Annotated in this window: 13 protein-coding genes and 3 pseudogenes; 8 read left to right on the top strand and 8 right to left on the bottom strand. The window is 66.0% G+C overall.

The genetic code is table 11. From position 1 onward, the window contains the following. Window positions 1–234 (top strand): annotated as a pseudogene (locus MSIMFI_RS28190) (hypothetical protein); the annotation flags it as partial. 70 nt (window positions 235–304) lie between these two features. Here MSIMFI_RS28190 and speA read toward each other — a convergent pair. Then, the gene (speA, locus tag MSIMFI_RS15560; RefSeq protein WP_224770199.1) at window positions 305–2,335 is read right to left on the bottom strand and encodes a biosynthetic arginine decarboxylase; all 2,031 of its coding nucleotides are present in this window, start codon (window positions 2,333–2,335) and stop codon (window positions 305–307) included. A gap of 110 nt (window positions 2,336–2,445) precedes the next feature. On the opposite strand from speA, the gene MSIMFI_RS28970 reads away from it, so the two are divergent. Together MSIMFI_RS28970 and MSIMFI_RS15555 are read left to right on the top strand one after the other, a co-directional pair. Beyond that, entirely contained in the window at window positions 2,446–2,577 is a 132-nt protein-coding gene (locus MSIMFI_RS28970; protein ID WP_263597401.1) for a hypothetical protein, read from the top strand. Window positions 2,578–2,637: 60 nt separating this feature from the next. Next, window positions 2,638–3,080, top strand: a pseudogene (locus MSIMFI_RS15555) (PE family protein); the annotation flags it as partial. A 52-nt stretch (window positions 3,081–3,132) separates the two neighbouring features. Here the strand turns inward: MSIMFI_RS15555 and MSIMFI_RS15550 are convergent. Genes MSIMFI_RS15550 through MSIMFI_RS15540 form a run of 3 tightly spaced genes read right to left on the bottom strand, consistent with a single transcriptional unit; the run spans window position 3,133 to window position 6,625 of the window. Further along, entirely contained in the window at window positions 3,133–3,972 is an 840-nt protein-coding gene (locus MSIMFI_RS15550) for a transglutaminase family protein (RefSeq protein WP_191497869.1), read from the bottom strand. Further along, window positions 3,972–4,949: an alpha-E domain-containing protein gene (locus tag MSIMFI_RS15545; RefSeq protein WP_191497868.1), complete on the bottom strand. Its 978-nt coding sequence runs from the start codon at window positions 4,947–4,949 to the stop codon at window positions 3,972–3,974. The genes MSIMFI_RS15550 and MSIMFI_RS15545 overlap by 1 nt, the downstream gene beginning before the upstream one ends. Beyond that, window positions 4,949–6,625, bottom strand: a complete 1,677-nt coding sequence (locus MSIMFI_RS15540; RefSeq protein WP_191497867.1) for a circularly permuted type 2 ATP-grasp protein — start codon at window positions 6,623–6,625, stop codon at window positions 4,949–4,951. Before MSIMFI_RS15540 ends, MSIMFI_RS15545 begins: the two co-directional genes overlap by 1 nt. Before the next feature lie 125 nt (window positions 6,626–6,750). On the opposite strand from MSIMFI_RS15540, the gene rpsT reads away from it, so the two are divergent. After that, window positions 6,751–7,014, top strand: coding sequence for a 30S ribosomal protein S20 (gene rpsT / locus MSIMFI_RS15535; RefSeq protein ID WP_186243864.1), 264 nt, complete (start codon window positions 6,751–6,753; stop codon window positions 7,012–7,014). A gap of 3 nt (window positions 7,015–7,017) precedes the next feature. On the opposite strand, the gene holA is transcribed toward rpsT, so the two are convergent. From holA to MSIMFI_RS15520, 3 genes are read right to left on the bottom strand one after another with little or no spacing between them, the layout of a single operon-like run. After that, window positions 7,018–7,965, bottom strand: a complete 948-nt coding sequence (gene holA / locus MSIMFI_RS15530) for a DNA polymerase III subunit delta (RefSeq protein ID WP_191498212.1) — start codon at window positions 7,963–7,965, stop codon at window positions 7,018–7,020. 30 nt (window positions 7,966–7,995) lie between these two features. Further along, a complete protein-coding gene (locus tag MSIMFI_RS15525; protein ID WP_224770271.1) occupies window positions 7,996–9,528 on the bottom strand; it encodes a ComEC/Rec2 family competence protein in 1,533 nt (510 codons plus the stop codon). 29 nt (window positions 9,529–9,557) lie between these two features. Next, entirely contained in the window at window positions 9,558–10,403 is an 846-nt protein-coding gene (locus MSIMFI_RS15520) for a ComEA family DNA-binding protein (protein ID WP_186243865.1), read from the bottom strand. Between the two features lie 242 nt (window positions 10,404–10,645). Between MSIMFI_RS15520 and MSIMFI_RS15515 the strand changes: the two genes are divergently transcribed. From MSIMFI_RS15515 to MSIMFI_RS30020, 3 genes and pseudogenes are all read left to right on the top strand, one after another. Continuing rightward, the gene (locus MSIMFI_RS15515) at window positions 10,646–11,815 is read left to right on the top strand and encodes an acyl-CoA dehydrogenase family protein (protein WP_191497866.1); all 1,170 of its coding nucleotides are present in this window, start codon (window positions 10,646–10,648) and stop codon (window positions 11,813–11,815) included. 7 nt (window positions 11,816–11,822) lie between these two features. Beyond that, the gene (locus MSIMFI_RS15510) at window positions 11,823–12,929 is read left to right on the top strand and encodes an acyl-CoA dehydrogenase family protein (protein ID WP_186243867.1); all 1,107 of its coding nucleotides are present in this window, start codon (window positions 11,823–11,825) and stop codon (window positions 12,927–12,929) included. A 153-nt stretch (window positions 12,930–13,082) separates the two neighbouring features. Continuing rightward, window positions 13,083–13,487, top strand: a pseudogene (locus tag MSIMFI_RS30020) (DUF222 domain-containing protein); the annotation flags it as partial. 290 nt (window positions 13,488–13,777) lie between these two features. Here the strand turns inward: MSIMFI_RS30020 and MSIMFI_RS15500 are convergent. Beyond that, entirely contained in the window at window positions 13,778–14,962 is a 1,185-nt protein-coding gene (locus tag MSIMFI_RS15500; protein WP_263597400.1) for an enhanced intracellular survival protein Eis, read from the bottom strand. Between the two features lie 47 nt (window positions 14,963–15,009). Between MSIMFI_RS15500 and MSIMFI_RS15495 the strand changes: the two genes are divergently transcribed. Next, a complete protein-coding gene (locus tag MSIMFI_RS15495; protein WP_191497863.1) occupies window positions 15,010–16,068 on the top strand; it encodes an NAD(P)H-dependent amine dehydrogenase family protein in 1,059 nt (352 codons plus the stop codon). Window positions 16,069–16,111: the final 43 nt, after the last annotated feature.

Raw genomic sequence — 16,111 nt, 5'->3', positions numbered from 1 at the left:
GTGCTGGCCCCGGCGACCGAACAGCCATCCGGAGGTGCCGCCGGGAGCGCCGGCGCCGCCGTCGACACCGTTGCCGCCACCGCGGGCAAGGGAGGGTCCGGCGGTATCGGCGGGAACGCGCAGTTCATCGGCGACGGCGGCGATGGCGGCAACGGTGTCGACGGCGGCGCCGGCGCTCCCGGCGGCACCTCCGGATGGCTGTTCGGTCGCCGGGGCCAGCACGGCAGCCCGTAGGAACGGCGCCTCGACCGATCCGCCCCGCCGGTTTCAAACTCTCCATCCGCCAGGGGGCCGGCGCCGACAATCAGCACGCTCGAGATGTTCCCGCTCCCTCGTGGTAGGTGTAGCCGCGCAGGCTCGCGGCGACGGACTCGAGCAGCTCCTGGCGCTGCGCGAGCGTGATCCGTTGGTTGCGCACCGCCTCCTCGGCGGTGCGGGGCAGCTGCTCGAGCACGCGCTGTGGGTCATGTTCGACGTAGGACAACACGTCCGAGATGGAGTCGCCCGACATCTCGCGCACGAATTCGAAGGTGCCGTCGCCGTGCACGCGCACGCTCGCCACATTGGTGTCGCCCATGAGGTTGTGCAGATCACCGAGCGTCTCCTGGTAGGCGCCCACCAGGAAAACGCCAAAGTAGTACTCCTGCTTTTCGTTCCAGGCATGCACGGGAAGCGTGCGCTTCAGGCCGCTCGACTCGATGAACTTGTCGATCTTGCCGTCGGAGTCGCAGGTGATGTCGGCGAGGATTGCGCGCCGCGTCGGCTCCTCGTTGTGGCGATGCACCGGAATGATCGGGAACACCTGATCGATCGCCCAGACGTCGGGCAGCGACTGGAACACGGAGAAGTTGCCGTAATAGATGTCGGCGAGCGTCTCCTCGAGCCCCTCGAAGCCGGCCGGCACATGGTCCAGCTTCTGCAGCACGCGGACGATCACCCGCACCACGTGCAGGAAGATGTTCTCGGCGAGCGAGAGCAAGCGCAGCCGGATCTGCCCGCGCCGGAACAGCAGGCGGATCTCCTCGCGGTAGTAGCTTGCGGCGTTGAAGGCTTCCTTCGCCGTCTTCGCGGTGATGCCGTTCAGCACCTCGCGCAGGTTCTTCACCAGCTCGTGCCCGTCCTCGGGCACGGTCGGCGGCGCGTCGGCGGGCTCGAACGTGGTGACGTCGAGGATGTTGAACAGCAGGATCGACGAATAGGCCACGGTCGCACGCCCCGACTCAGTGATGATGGTCGGATGCTGCACGCCGGCGGGGCCGAGCGTGCTGATGATGGTCTGGATCACCTCGGTGCAGTACTCGTCGAGCGAGTAGTTCGTCGAGTTGTTCGAGTTGGTCCGCGAGCCGTCGTAGTCGACGCCCAAGCCACCGCCGAGGTCCAGGTAGCCGAGCGGCGCGCCCTCCTGGCGCAGCGCCACGTAGTAGCGGCAGGCCTCCTCGATGCCGCCGCGGATGTCGACGATGTTCGGGATCTGCGAGCCGAGGTGATAGTGCAGCAGCTGCAGGCAGTCCAGCATCTCGCAGTTGCGTAGCTCGTCGATCAGCTCGACGATCTGCGCCGTGGTGAGCCCGAAGATGCTGCGGTCACCGCTCGACTCGTTCCAGTGGCCTTGCACCCTGGCGGCCAGCTTGACGCGCACACCGAGCATCGGCCGCACGCCGAGGCGCTTGGAGGACTCAAGGATCATCGGTAGCTCGGTCGGCGTCTCGACCACGATCAGGCATTTGAAGCCCAGGCGCATCGACTGCAGCGCCAGGTCTATGAACTCCTCGTCCTTGTAGCCGTTGCAGACGATGTAGCCGTTCCCGGGCTCCAGGTGCGCGAGCGCGATCAGCAGCTCGGCCTTCGAGCCCGCCTCCAAGCCGTGGCCGTACCTGGCACCTACCCGCACCATCTCCTCGATCACCGAGCGCTGCTGGTTGACCTTGATCGGGAAGACGCCGCGGTACTGGGACTGGTAGCCGTTCTCCTGGATCGCCTTGGCGAAGCCGTCATACAGCAGCGCGACCTGAGCTTCCAGGACGTTGTCCAGGCGCAGCAGCACCGGCATCTGCAGGTCGCGCTGCCGCATCCCCGCGATGATTTCCATCAGGCTAACGGTGACGACCTTGCCGTCGGCCGGCGCGCGCAAGATCACCTCGCCCGTCTCGTTGATGTCGAAGTAGCCCGCGCCCCAGTTGTGGACGCCGTAGAGTTCGGCCGACTCCGCCGAGTTCCATTCGGCAGGGTCGGACACCACCGTCAGCTTGCGGACGCCCACCGAAGCCTCGTCACCGGCGGGCACCGCCAACCCCGTCGCCGGCGTTGCCGCGGCCGCAAACGCCTCAGGAGTCACCAACCCATGCGACGACACAACAACCTCCGAGCAAAAGAACACACAATCGCCCAGAGCATATTCACAAAGTTGACACCTGTCTACATTGTCCAAGACGATGAACTCGTCGGATGCGTGGGCACGGCGGCGCATTGCTCGGCAATGGCGGCGGCGGCGGAAACGGTGTCGACGGCGGCGCCGGCGGTCCCGGCGGCACCTCCGGATGGCTGTTTTGGCCGGCGGGCAATAACGGCAGCCCGTAGGATTAGCACCACGCCTAGCCCCGGGGTTGGCTGGGTATCTTGAGGTCGCGGAGGTGACAGATGTCATTCGTGATAATCGGACCAGACGCGATCCTGGCCAAAGCGGCCGATCTGGCCGGAATTGGGTCGACGATCGCAGATGCCAACGCAATCGCAGCCGCCCAAACGACCGCCATACCGGCAGCCGCCGCCGATCAGGTTTCCGCGGCCGTCGCCGCACTGCTTGGCTCGCACGCTCAGAGCTACCAGGCGATCGGTACCCAAATGGCCGCAGTACACGACCAGATTGTGCAGACCCTAACCAACAACGCTGGCGCATATGCCAGCGCCGAGGCCGCCAATGTCCAGCAGAGCCTGCTCGCGGCGATCAATGCGCCAGCCCAAGCACTGCTGGGCCGGCCGAACATCGGCGACGGCGCCGACGGCTGAACCGTCGGCGGTGTGGGGCAACCCGGCGCGCGGGCGGCATCCTGTGCGGCAACGGCGGCCCCGGTGGACTCGGCGGAGCCCGGAGGGTCGCTCTTCGGCCAACCGGGCCTTCCCGGCTGGCGATCGCTACGCCAGCCGAGTGATCTCCACGTCCACATCCAGATCGGTCACCCCAAGCCCGGAGTAAATGCCTTTCAGTGGAGACACGTCGGTGTAGTCACGGCCAACACCCACGCTGATGTATTGCTCGCTGATCTCGGTTTCATTGGTGGGGTCGTAGTTCCACCAGCCTCCGGTCCAGGCCTGAATCCACGCGTGGCTGCGCCCCTCTACCGTTTTGCCGATCGCGGCGTCGCTCTTGGGGTGCAGATACCCTGACACGTAACGTCCGGGAATTCCCATGCTGCGCAACACAATCAGTGACAGATGTGCGAAATCCTGACAGACGCCCTTGCCTTGGTCCAGCGCATCCAGGCCGGACGAGTGCACGCCGGTGGTACCCGGAAGGTAATCCATTTCGCTGCGCGCCCACCGGGCTGCGGCCACGACGGCGTCGGCGGGTTCGTGGTATTTCATGATCCGCTTGCCCACGGCCGCAACACGTTTGCTTGCCGGGGTGTGCGGGGTTGGGCGCAGCACTTCGTCGAACCGGTCGATCACCGCCGCCGATTCCAGGTCAGCCCAGGTGGCCTTCGCTGCAGGCGGCTCGGGTCGCTCGGTCTCGACGACCGACGAGGACGTCACCGTCAGTTCGGTGTGCGGCGCATGCAGGTCAAAAGCCGTCACCGCGGTACCCCAATAGTCGATGTAGCGGTAGGAGCGGGTGGCCGGGATGGTTTCGACACGATTGAGGATCACGTTTTGCCGAGTGTTGGAACGCGGGGTCAGCCGGGCCTCGTTGTAAGAAGCAGTGACCGGCGACTGGTAGGCATATCCGGTAGTGTGCCCCACCCGCATCCGCCACATCAGAGGTCTCCTTGCCCGGTGACCAATTGGCCGCGTTGGCCGGCATCCGACCACGCCACCCATGGCGCTGCGTGAAAGTACTGCAGCGCCAATGCATCTCCGACATCGCGGCAAGTTCTCTGCAAGCCCGCCAATCGGTTTTCCAGCGATTCGAGCAGGACGCCGGGTTGCACGAATTCCAGTCCGCTGCGCGCCTGCCCCAGCAAGCGCTGGGCCTCGGTAGTGGCCCCGATGCGGCTCTGCGGATTGTGCATCAATTCGTCGAGGTTGTGTTCGGCCAACTTCAGCGAGTAGTAGACCGAGCGCGGGAAAAGCCGATCCAGCATCATGAACTCCACCACCCGGCCCGCGTCGAGCGCACCACGGTAGGTGCGAAGGTAGGTGTCGTGCGCGCCCGCCGAGCGCAGCAGCGTCACCCACGCCGGCGACGACGCGCTGTCCCCCACCCGTGACAACAACAGCCGTACCGTCATGTCGACCCGCTCGATCGCACGGCCCAGCACCATGAACCGGTATCCGTCATCACGGGAGAGCGTCGAGTCGGCCAGGCCGGCGAACATCGCCGCGCGGCCCTCGACGAACGACAGAAATTCATGCGGCCCAAGGCGTTTGGCGGCCCGCTCGCGCTCGGGGAGAGCGTGATAGGTGGTGTTGATGCACTCCCAGGTCTCACTGGACGTGACTTCCCTTGCTGACCTTGCGTTTTCGCGCGCCGCCGAGATCGCGTCGACGATGGAACAGCCGCCTTCGGTATTGGGGTTGAACGCCACCAGGTCGGTCAAAGACCAGACGTCGAGCCGGTGATCCGGGGGCTCGATGCCCAGCACTCGCAGCAGCAACCGCGAGGCCTGATCGGGATCGACGCTGGAATCCTCGAGCAACTGGTGCACAGCGACGTCGAGGATGCGCGCGGTGTCGTCGGCGCGCTCGACGTAACGTCCGATCCAATACAGTGCTTCGGCATTGCGGGCCAGCATTAGTGGAACACCTTCTGCTGTTGTTGTTGCTGAGGTTGTTCGCCTTGTGGCGGATGAATCTGTTGTAGCTGCTGCTGGGCCGGACGCGAACTGTCCAGCGTCTGCTCGGACATGTTCCGCGGCAGCGAACGAACCACCTCGGCAGCCCCCAGCTCGTGGGCGCCCATCGACGCACGCGGCGCCAGGACCCACGTGTCCTTGGATCCACCGCCCTGGCTGGAGTTGACCACCCGGGATCCCTCCACCAGCGCGACCCGAGTCAAGCCGCCGGGCAGCACCCACACGTCGTTGCCGTCGTTGACCGCGAACGGCCTCAGGTCGACGTAGCGGGGCGACAATGTGCCTTCGATCCGGGTCGGCACGGTTGACAGTTCCATCATCGGCTGCGCGATCCAGCTTCGGGGATCGTCGCGGATCTTCTTGCTGACGGCAGCCAGTTCCTTCTGGGAGGCTTCCGGGCCGAACACGATGCCGTAACCACCGGACCCCTCGACCGGCTTGAGGACCAATTCCCGGATGCGGTCCAGCACTTCCTCGCGCTCATCGTCGAGCCAGCACCGCAATGTCTCGACGTTGGCCAGTAGCGGCTTTTCGCGCAGGTAGTACTCGATCATGGTTGGCACGTAGGTGTAGACGAGTTTGTCGTCGCCCACACCGTTGCCAATCGAACTCGAGATGACGACGTTGCCGGCGCGCGCGGCGTTGACCAGACCGGCCACGCCGAGCACCGAGTCGGCGCGGAATTGCAGCGGGTCGAGGAAGGCGTCGTCGATGCGCCGGTAGATGACGTCGACCTGACGTTCCCCCTCGGTGGTCCGCATGTACACCTGGTTGTCCCGGCAAAACAGGTCGCGGCCTTCGACTAGCTCGACACCCATCTGTCTGGCCAGCAGCGAATGCTCGAAATAGGCCGAGTTGTACACACCCGGGGTCAGCACCACCACTGTGGGATCCGCCTCGTTGGTGGCCGCCGAGTTGCGCAGCGCCCGCAGCAGATGTGACGCGTAGTCGTCGACCGCGCGCACCCGATGAGTGGCGAACAGGTTCGGGAAGACCCGCGCCATGGTGCGCCGGTTCTCCATGACATATGACACCCCCGAGGGCGAGCGCAGGTTGTCCTCGAGAACCCGGAAGTCGCCGCGGTCATCGCGAATGACGTCGATGCCGGCCACATGGATGCGTACCCCATTAGGCGGGACGATGCCCACCGCCTGGCGGTGGAAATGCTCGCAGGAGGTCACCAACCGATGCGGGATGACGCCGTCGCGCAGAATCTCCTGGTCGCCGTAGATGTCGTCGAGATACATCTCGAGGGCCTTGACACGCTGAATGATGCCGCGCTCCAGCCTGGTCCACTCGGCGGCCGAGATGACCCGCGGCACCAGATCCAGCGGGAACGGCCGTTCCTTACCAGAGAGCGAAAACGTGATCCCCTGGTCGATGAACGCGCGGCCCAGAGCGTCGGCCCGAGCCTTGAGCTCTGAGGCGTCGGAGGGCGCCAGCTCGGCGTAGATGCCCTTGTACGGGCCGCGGACATTACCCTGCGCATCGAACATCTCGTCGAAGGCCATCGAGTAACCGTCCGACTTGTTGTAGCCGTCGAAGATGCGTTCCGAACGGGCAGGTGACCGCCGCCTGGTCGCTTCGAGCGGGTTTGAGAGGCTCACCTGTGACATGCTGCCTCAAATCGACATTCCGGCAGGCCAGAGGCTCCGCTTTTGGGCGAAAACGTAACCGACTGATAACCTGGGCAGTCGCTGTCAGCCGAAATGAACTTCAACTCGAAAAAGGGAACACTCGCGTGGCCAACATCAAGTCGCAGCAGAAGCGCAACCGCACGAACGAGCGCGCCCGACTGCGCAACAAGTCGGTGAAGTCCTCACTTCGCACCGCGGTCCGCGCGTTCCGTGAGGCTGCCCACACCGGCGACAAGGAAAAGGCCGCGGAACTGCTGGTATCGACAAGCCGCAAGCTGGACAAGGCGGCCAGCAAGGGCGTGATCCACAAGAACCAGGCGGCCAACAAGAAATCGGCCCTGGCGCGGGCACTCAACAAGCTCGGCTGACCGTTAGTTCCGGTTGGCCACCAGTTCGGCCACCTTTCTGACCGCGGATTCCAGCGCATAGTCCGCGTCCGCGGCGGCCCCCTTGACGTTGGCGTTGAGCTCAGCCACCAGTTTCATCGCGGTTGCCACCGTGTCACGCGACCAACGCCGGGCCTGTTTTTGAGCCTTCTGCACTCGCCACGGCGGCATCCCTAGTTGCGCGGCCAGTCGATACGGGTCGCCGGATAACGGCCCGACCCGCCCAATGGTGTGCACGGCTTCGGCCAGCGCATCGGCCAACACCACGAGCGGCTCGCCGCGCAGCATTGCCCACCGCAACGCCTCCGCGGCTCCTGCCACATCGCCGGCCACCGCCTTGTCGGCGATGTCGAAGCCCTTCACCTCGGCCTTGCCGCTGTGGTAGCGCCGGACCGCGGCGGCATCGACAGCCCCGCCCGTGTCGGCCACCAGCTGGGAACAGGCCGCGGCCAGTTCGCGGATGTCGGAGCCAACGGCGTCCAGCAGGGCGGTCACCGTCTCCTCATCGACCTTGATGCGCGACGAGCGAAACTCGGTGCGGACGAAATCGGCGCGTTCGCTGGCTTTGGTTATCCGCGCACACGCATGCACCTGCGCACCCAGGGACCGCAACTCGCCGGCCAGAGCCTTGGCCCGCCCGCCGCCCGAGTGCACCACCACCAGCACCGTGCTGGCCGGGATATCGGCGGCGGCCGAAGCGATCAACGCCGCAGCCTCCTTGCCCGCGTCGCCGGCGGCTTCCAGCACGACGATCCGCTCCTCGGCGAATAGTGACGGGCTCAGCAGCTCGGCGAGCTCATACGTACTGACGTCACCCGCCCGCATCCGGCTCACCGGTATGTCGTCGGTGCCTGCCCGCTCCCGGGCCGATCGCAGCACCTCCCCCACGGCCCGCTCAACCAGCAGTTCCTCATCTCCGAGCACGAGGTGCAAAGGCGATTCATCGCTCACCCACCGATGGTGTCACGACGGTCCGACGACGCCTGAGACGGACCAGGCCAGCTGGCAACCGATGGCAACGACCACTGCGGAAGCGAGCACCGTTCGAAACCACCGCCACCGCCACATCGCAACCACGACCACCGTGACGCCACCGACCACCAGTAGCCCGGGCACACCCGCGGGAACCGGCACCGTTGCCCCGGGCACGGCGGCCGCCCAGTGCGCAATACGCAACACCCACCAGACTTCGGGCCCGGTAAAGCGGATCAGCACCTGCGCTGCCGCCGGCCATGGGACGACCAGCACCGCGGCAGCGCTGCCCAGCACGGTGATCGGCGGAATTGCGGCCGCCACCGCGAGATTGGCCACCACGGCCACCAGGCTGAACCGGCCGGAGATGGCAGCGGTCAACGGAGCGGTCACCACCTGCGCCGCTCCCGCGACAGCGAGCGCATCCGCCAGCGGCTTCGGGCAGCCTCGCCCGACCAGGCGGCGCGACCACACGGGAGCGATGGTGACCAGTGCGGCAGTCGCGACCACGGACAACGCGAAGCCGATATCAACGGCCAACTGCGGCGCCGCGGCCATCACTACCAACACCGTAGCCGCCAGCGCCGGAATCGCTTGCCGCCGACGCGAAGTCAGCATCGCCGCCAGCGCGATGGCGCCCATCAACGCGGCGCGCAACACGCTTGGCGTCGGCTGCACCACAGTGACGAAAGCCACCAGTGCGACGGCCGCGAGGCCCACCGCCGCACGCGGCCCGATCAAGCGCGCCGAGAACAGCACCGCCGCGCACACGATCGTGACGTTGGCCCCCGAGACCGCCGTCAGGTGCGTCATCCCCGCGGCCCGGAACTCTGCGCTGGTCCCGGCAGTAACCGTAGCGGTATCACCGAGAACCAGGGCGGGCAGCATCGCCGCCTGATCAGCAGGCAACACCTGGCGAACGGCCGTGGCGAACCGGCTGCGCACGGTGTGAGCCGCCCGCTGCGGCGGCCCGGCTTGGCCCTGGGTCGGCCGGCCTGTCGCATTGAGCACCGCGACCGTCAGGTCATGGCGGGTCGGGCGGGCGATGCTCGCCATGAACCGCATCGGCTGGCCAACCATCAGCTCGCCGAATTCCGAAGCTCGCGCGAAAACCACTACGCGACCTGATATCTCGTCGTCGTACAGACGGTGCATGGTTGCGCGGAACATCAACCGGCCGCGACCCAGCGACAGCGCGCTTTCGCTGGGGGTAACCGTCACCGGGGCCGTGGTTCCGAACGCAGCGGCAATGGGGTGGCGACCGATCGCGTCGGCGCGCAATGCGATCGCTAGCCCGTACCCCGCGCCCACCACACTTATCGCCACCAGGCCGCCGCTGATAGCGGACAGCAGTCCAGCTCGCCGCGGCCAGCGCGCCGCCCACCACCACAGCGCGCCCGAAGCGGTGCCCAGCCCGACGCAGCACTCGGCCATCGCGCCGCCGATCGGCCACACGGTTCCGGCGGCGGTGACAAGCCAGCTGGTAAGTGCGGCCGGGACCAGGCGGACATCCAGCTGCACCACTTGACTGCCGACAGCGTGGCGCACCGGTGTCAGACACGGACCAGGGCACGAAGCTTGTCGAGCCGCGCCGGACCAATGCCGTCGACATCGGCGAGCTGGTCGACGCTGGTGAACTTGCCGTTGGCCTGCCGCCACGCAACGATCGCGGCGGCGGTGACCGGCCCGACACCGGGCAAGGCGTCCAGTTGCTCCACGGTGGCGGTGTTGAGGTCGAGCGCGTCAGCTGGTTTCGGGGGTGTCTTCACCCGGCCCGACGTGGTCGCTGGCCCCGATGCCGGCCCGCTGACGCTGCCTGTGGTGACCGAGCTGCCGAGTGCCGTCGGCTGCCCCGAAATTGGGGCGAGCCCGACCACGATCTGCTCGCCGTCACCGAGCTGACGGGCCATGTTCAATCCGATGGTGTCCGCGCCATCGATGGCACCACCGGCGGCCTGTAACGCATCGGCGATCCGTGCGCCCGGTGCCAGGGTGACCAGGCCGGGCTTGCGCACCAGTCCGACCACGCTGATCACCACCGGCCGATCCGGGCCGGCACCGGCAGTCGTCGACGACTTTGGACCCGTCGACGAAACCCGTTCTACCGGCGGAAGTTTGGCCGACATGACCGGCGCCGGCCGGTCGCGCACCAAGGTGAACACGGTGACCAGCACCGCGAGGGCGGCTACCGCGGCCAGCGCGATGGCACCGGCACGGCCGGGATCGGCGCGCACCTTGGCCAGCCAGCCCTGACCACGAGCGGTGTCCGGAAGCCAGCGCGGCAGCAGGGAGTTCGGATCGTCCTCGGCGTCGTCTTCGGATTCGACCGCATCGGGGTCGGCGTGCGCGTCCGCATCGAGTCGCCGGCGCAGTCGCTCGGCGGGAGGTTCTGTTCGCATGCCCCGACCGTAGGTGCGACGAGCGCCAAAACCTTCTCAGCCACAGGCGCGAGAGCGGCTGCTGTGGACCAATTCGGATCTGGGCATAAGTCTGGTGACGCAGGCCGTACCCGACCCGGTTAACTATCGACCGCCCTCGGCGCCTAACGTGCAGAGCAACACTGCGGCCGGTGCCCGGAACGCGGGTTGGTCCCGCGGCGGAGGCGCCGGCCCGGTCGTCACACCGAAAGAGGAGGCTGCCTATGAAGCTGGCGCTCACACCCGACGAAGCCACCTTCCGCGACGAGCTGCGCACCTTTTACACCACGCAGATCCCCGCTGAGATCCGCGAGCAGGTGCGTCAGGGCGACTCGCTGACCAAGGACCAGATCGTCACCAGCCATAAAATCCTGCACGAGCATGGGCTCGCAGTACCCAACTGGCCCGTCGAGTGGGGCGGCAAGGACTGGACGCCCATCCAGCACCAGATGTGGGCCGACGAGATGCAACTGGCGTGCGTCCCGGAGCCACTGAACTTCAACGCCAAGATGGTCGGCCCGGTGATCGCCGAATTCGGGTCGCAGGAGATCAAGCAACGGTTCCTACCGCCGACGGCCAGCATCGACATCTGGTGGTGTCAGGGGTTCTCCGAGCCCGAAGCCGGCTCCGATCTCGCTTCGCTTCGCACGACCGCGGTCCGCGACGGCGACAGCTACGTCGTCAACGGGCAGAAGACATGGACGACGCTGGGCCAGCACGCCGACTGGATCTTCTGCCTGGTCCGCACCGACCCGCAAGCGCCCAAACGCCAGGCCGGCATCTCGTTCCTGCTCATCGACATGGCGACGCCCGGCATCACGCTGCGGCCGATCAAGACCATCGACGGCGGCCACGAAGTCAACGAGGTGTTCTTCTCCGATGTTCGAGTACCCGCCGATCAGCTTGTCGGACAGGAGAATCAGGGCTGGACGTACGCGAAGTTCCTGCTGGGCAACGAGCGCACCGGCATCGCCGGGGTGGGCCGAACCAAAGTGCGCCTTGCCGAGGTGAAACAACACGCCGCACAAACCGGATTGCTCAACGATCCGCTGTTCGCCGCGCGGCTGGCCGAGGCCGAAAACGAGGTCCTCGCACTGGAACTCACCCAAGCGCGGGTGACTTCGGACTCCGCCGACGGGAAGCCCAACCCGGCGTCGTCGGTGCTCAAACTGCGCGGCAGCCAACTACAGCAAGTCGCCACCGAGCTGCTCGTGGAGGTGGCCGGACCCGATGCGCTGCCGGTCGACGCCTTCCAAGAGGGTGCAGCGATCGCGTCACCGCAATGGGCGCAAACCAGCGCGCCGCACTACCTCAACTACCGCAAGACCTCGATCTACGGCGGCAGCAACGAGGTGCAGCGCAACATCATCGCGTCGACCATTCTCGGATTGTGAGGCAGTCATGGATTTTCAGCTCAGCGACGAACAGACACTGCTTCGCGACACCACCCGCGACGTGCTCTCCCGAACCTATGACGCCGAGAGCCGCAACAAGGTGATCGACACCGAACTCGGTTGGAGCCGGGAAGTTTGGAGTCAGCTGGCCGACATCGGGATTCTTGGACTCGGGTTCGACGCGGACGAAGCGGGCCAGATCGAAATCATGGTCGTACTCACCGAGGCCGGTCGTCGGTTGGCTCCCGAACCCGTCGTGCACGCCGCACTGGCGCCCGGGAGCCTCATCGCCGAGTTGGGCACCGAAACGCAGCGGCAACTACTCGACGACGTGGCAGCCGGCCAACGACTGCTGGCGTTCGCCCACCTGGAACCGGGCAATCGCAAGCCGGCCGATAATGTCACGACACATGCTGTCCAGCAAGGTGATTCGTGGACACTCAGCGGGCGGAAGAACCCGGTGCTGGCTGGTGACTGCGCCGACACGCTAGTGGTCAGCGCCGCACTGCCGGCCGGCGGCACCGGTTTGTTCCTGGTCGACGGCCAAGCTGGCGCCCGTAACGCCTATCGCACCTTCGACGGCCAGCGCGGCGCTCAAATCGACCTGGACCAAACACCGGCCGAACCGCTCGGCGACGCGGTCGACGCATCGCTTGCAATTCGGAACGCCATCATCCGGATGCAGTCCGCGTTGTGTTCCGAAGCGGTCGGCGCCATGGAGGAAGCGCTTCGCCTGACTACCGATTACCTCAAGACGCGCAAGCAGTTCGGCGTCACGTTGAATAAGTTCCAAGCGCTCACCCAGCGTGCCGCCGATATGTATGTGTCGCTGGAATTGGCGCGCAGCATGAACCTTTACGCCGCGATGTCGATTGCCGACGGCAACTTCGATCCGCTGATCGCGTCGCGCGCCAAGCTGCAGATCGGTCGATCGGGCCGGCATATCGGGCAGGAGGCGATTCAGCTGCATGGTGGCATCGGAATGACCGCGGAGTATCCGGTCGGCCACTACGCGGCCCGGCTCACCGCGATCGAGCACACCCTAGGGTCTACGCACGATCACCTGCAGGTCCTCATCGATCACATCGCTGACTACGATTTGGCCAGGCTTTAGCTAGATAGCCTTACTCCCAAGCAGAGTCGGGTCGTTTCGGTTTCGTCGCCTCCAGCGGCCAGCGCCAAAATCTCTGTAATCCCTTGTGTCACTGTAGCTTCAGTGGTCACATCTTGACGATTGTTGTCGGTGGCCGTTCGTAAAATTCGACGCATGGGTTCGAGCAGTCGTGAAGAGATCGTCGAGGTCTTCGACGCGCTCGACGCTGAGGTGGATCGCTTGTGCGAGCTGACCTTTGACGCGTTCACCACCCCCGAACGATTGCGAGCCTTGGAACGCTTAGAACAAGTGGCACGCCGGCTGCCGGTGGCCCAGCACGCCTTGATCAATCAGCTCGACGCGCAGGCTAGCGACGAAGAACTAGGCGGCAAGCTGCGCTTCGCGCTGGCCAACAGGTTACGCATCACCAAGGCCGAGGCGGGCCGGCGGATCGTCGAAGCGGCCGATCTCGGGGAACGCCGGGCCCTCACCGGTGAGCGGTTGGCACCCCAATTGACCGCGACCGCAGCCGCCCAACGCCAAGGGCTGATCGGCGAAGGCCACATGCGCGAGATCCGCAAAGTCCACCACGTCCAAGGCTGGGCCACCACCGGCCGCACCGATATCGACGACCTCACCCTGGCCTGCGGGCCCGACAACAGACTCATCGAAAAGGGCTGGACCACCCGCAACGACGCCCAAGGCGACACCGAATGGACTCCACCGGCCCACCTCGACCACGGACAGCCCCGAACCAACCCCTACCATCACCCGGAACGATTCCTCCGCAACGAAGACGACGAGCCCGGTTGACGCCACGACCCCCAGTACTCGTGTGGCGCATGTGATTTCGGAGCCCGCCGATGCCTTTAGAACTCGAAGGCGGTCTCGGCGGGGACATCGCTGGCAAACGCCGCATCGACGCAACGAACCAGCTGGGAATCCGTGGCGCGCAGTCGGTTTGCTGCTGCGAAGGTCGAGGCCCGGTGCACGCCCAGATACAGACTGCCCAGGACATCCAGACCCATCTCGATCTCGGCCGGTGCATCGGTCGGCGTGCAACGCGCGTAGCCGTCACGGATCTCCAGCGCGAATCGGCCGGCGTCGGATACCTCAAGCACCGCGGTTAGTTCCCCGGCATAACTGCGCGCCTCGAGTGTGGCCGGCACATCCATGATCCGCAGCCACAGCCCGTCCTGGCGCCAGGTAGTGCGGGCCAGTCGAGTATCGGTTAGCAGAAAAGGCAGCGGGTCATCAGGGCGGGTGATGATGCTGACCCGCTCCATGGAGTCGAGCCCAAGCAAAGCTCGCCACAGCGCAGCGTGCGCATCGGCGGTGACGGCCCTGAGCTCGTCGACACGCGCCAGTTTGAGATCGGTGCTGTCCACCCGATACAGCGCGTAGCCGTGGGGATGCAATAACGCAAAGGACTCGCGCTCCGCGGGCTGCCGCTCGGTCAGCACGCCGTCCCAGAGCACCTTCGGACGCAGCAGCCCGCCCGGCACCTGCTTGCGCCAGCGTTCGTAGATCGCCTCGAACTCACCGCGATGTTCGGCGGGCCTAACCAACCGGACCGCCCCCGCGCCCGGGGCATCGGCATGGAAGCCGGCGCGTCGCCGATCGACCGTCAGCTCGTGCAGGATCGTGGCGGGCCCGTAGCCGAATCGGCCGTAGATACCGCCCTCACTGGCATGCAGCGCTGCCATCGGATAGCCGGAATCAGCTATGCGACAGTGCAATTCGGTGCACATCGCGCGCAGCAACCCGCGCCGGCGGTGGGTCGGTGCGACCGCGACAAAGCTGAGACCCGCGGTCGGCAGCACGGCACCACCGGGCACCGTCAGCCGCAGGTCCAGATACAACGCCATGCCGACGACATCGCGGCCATCCCGGGCCACCACGGCCCCGCCGTCGGGCACCAACGCACGCAACGCGTTCGCTGCCTCGGCACCGACAAAGTCGGTGAAGCTTGCGGCACCCAGGAAGTGCATTCCCGACCAGTCGTCCTCGGTTGGACTACTAACACTCACGGTCACGGGGTCCGACTGTGGCACAGACCGCGCCGCCGCGCATCCGAATATCGCAGCGCGATAATGGCCCGATGAGCACAACCGGCGCAGACCGCCCACTGCGGGTTATCCAGTGGACCACCGGAAACATCGGACGGCGATCGCTCCATGCCATCATCGACAGACCCGACATGGAGCTGGTCGGCGTGTACGCGCACGGACCGGACAAGGTCGGTGTCGACGCTGCGAACCTGGCGGGCTGGCCGGAACCGACCGGGGTGCTGGCCACCAATGACATCGACGCGCTGCTCGCATTGGGGGCCGACGCGTGTTGCTATAACCCGTTGTGGCCCAACATCGACGAGTTGGTTCGCCTGCTGGAATCAGGGGTCAACGTCTGCACCAGCGCAGCCTGGATCACGGGCGGCAAGCAAACGCCGCAGGATCGCGACCGCATCGTCGCCGCCTGCGAGCGTGGCCGCTCGACCATCTTCGGCAGTGGCGCGCATCCCGGGATGACGAACATGGTCGGCATGGTGTTGAGCGCCTCCTGTGAGCGCGTCGACGAGATCCGCATCATCGAGTCGGTCGACTGCTCAACGTACGAATCGGCAGAAACCCAAACGGCGATGGGCTTTTCCCAAGATCCCGACACCCCGGGGCTGGCGGAGAGCGTGCGGGCCGAAAGCGAGGTCTTCGCCGAGTCGGCCGCGATGATGGCAGACGCCATCGGGGCAAAGCTGGACAGAATGACGTTCGACGTCACCTTCACCGCTGCCACCGCCGATACCGATCTTGGCTTCATGACGATCCCGGCCGGAACCGTCGGCAGCGTCTACGGCTACCACCGAGGCTGGGCGGGCGATCGCAACGTCGTCAGCGTCGGATTCAACTGGGTCATGGGCGATCACGTGGTCCCACCGAAACCGCTTGAACACGGCCACGTCATCCAGGTGTTCGGGCTGCCCAATATGCGCACCGTGTTGCATTGCCTGCCGCCGAAGGATTGGACCGAGCCCGGGTTCATGGGCCTGGGCATGATCTACACGGCAATGCCGGTCACAAATGCGGTCCCGGCAGTCGTGGCCGCAAGACCGGGGATCGTCACGCTCGCCGATCTGCCGCCGATAACCGGCCGGGTGACCCGCTAGAACTGTGTCGTTCAGCACACCAAGGGGTCCGAGGAACGCTCCC

Origin of the sequence: Mycobacterium simulans, assembly GCF_900232995.1 — a bacterium.
In the GTDB taxonomy this organism is placed as follows: domain Bacteria; phylum Actinomycetota; class Actinomycetes; order Mycobacteriales; family Mycobacteriaceae; genus Mycobacterium; species Mycobacterium simulans.
The sequence above is the reverse complement of the archived record's forward strand: the minus strand, read 5'-3'. Positions and strand labels throughout refer to the sequence as shown.

Excerpts from the sequence above, each read along its gene's own strand:
- MSIMFI_RS15510 (WP_186243867.1), top strand. The coding sequence starts at position 11,823 with ATGGATTTTCAGCTCAGCGACGAACAGACACTGCTTCGCGACACCACC.
- MSIMFI_RS15545 (WP_191497868.1), bottom strand. The coding sequence starts at position 4,949 with ATGCTGGCCCGCAATGCCGAAGCACTGTATTGGATCGGACGTTACGTC.
- MSIMFI_RS15515 (WP_191497866.1), top strand. The coding sequence starts at position 10,646 with ATGAAGCTGGCGCTCACACCCGACGAAGCCACCTTCCGCGACGAGCTG.
- MSIMFI_RS15540 (WP_191497867.1), bottom strand. The coding sequence starts at position 6,625 with ATGTCACAGGTGAGCCTCTCAAACCCGCTCGAAGCGACCAGGCGGCGG.
- MSIMFI_RS28970 (WP_263597401.1), top strand. The coding sequence starts at position 2,446 with ATGCGTGGGCACGGCGGCGCATTGCTCGGCAATGGCGGCGGCGGCGGA.
- MSIMFI_RS15550 (WP_191497869.1), bottom strand. The coding sequence starts at position 3,972 with ATGTGGCGGATGCGGGTGGGGCACACTACCGGATATGCCTACCAGTCG.
- MSIMFI_RS15520 (WP_186243865.1), bottom strand. The coding sequence starts at position 10,403 with ATGCGAACAGAACCTCCCGCCGAGCGACTGCGCCGGCGACTCGATGCG.
- MSIMFI_RS15495 (WP_191497863.1), top strand. The coding sequence starts at position 15,010 with ATGAGCACAACCGGCGCAGACCGCCCACTGCGGGTTATCCAGTGGACC.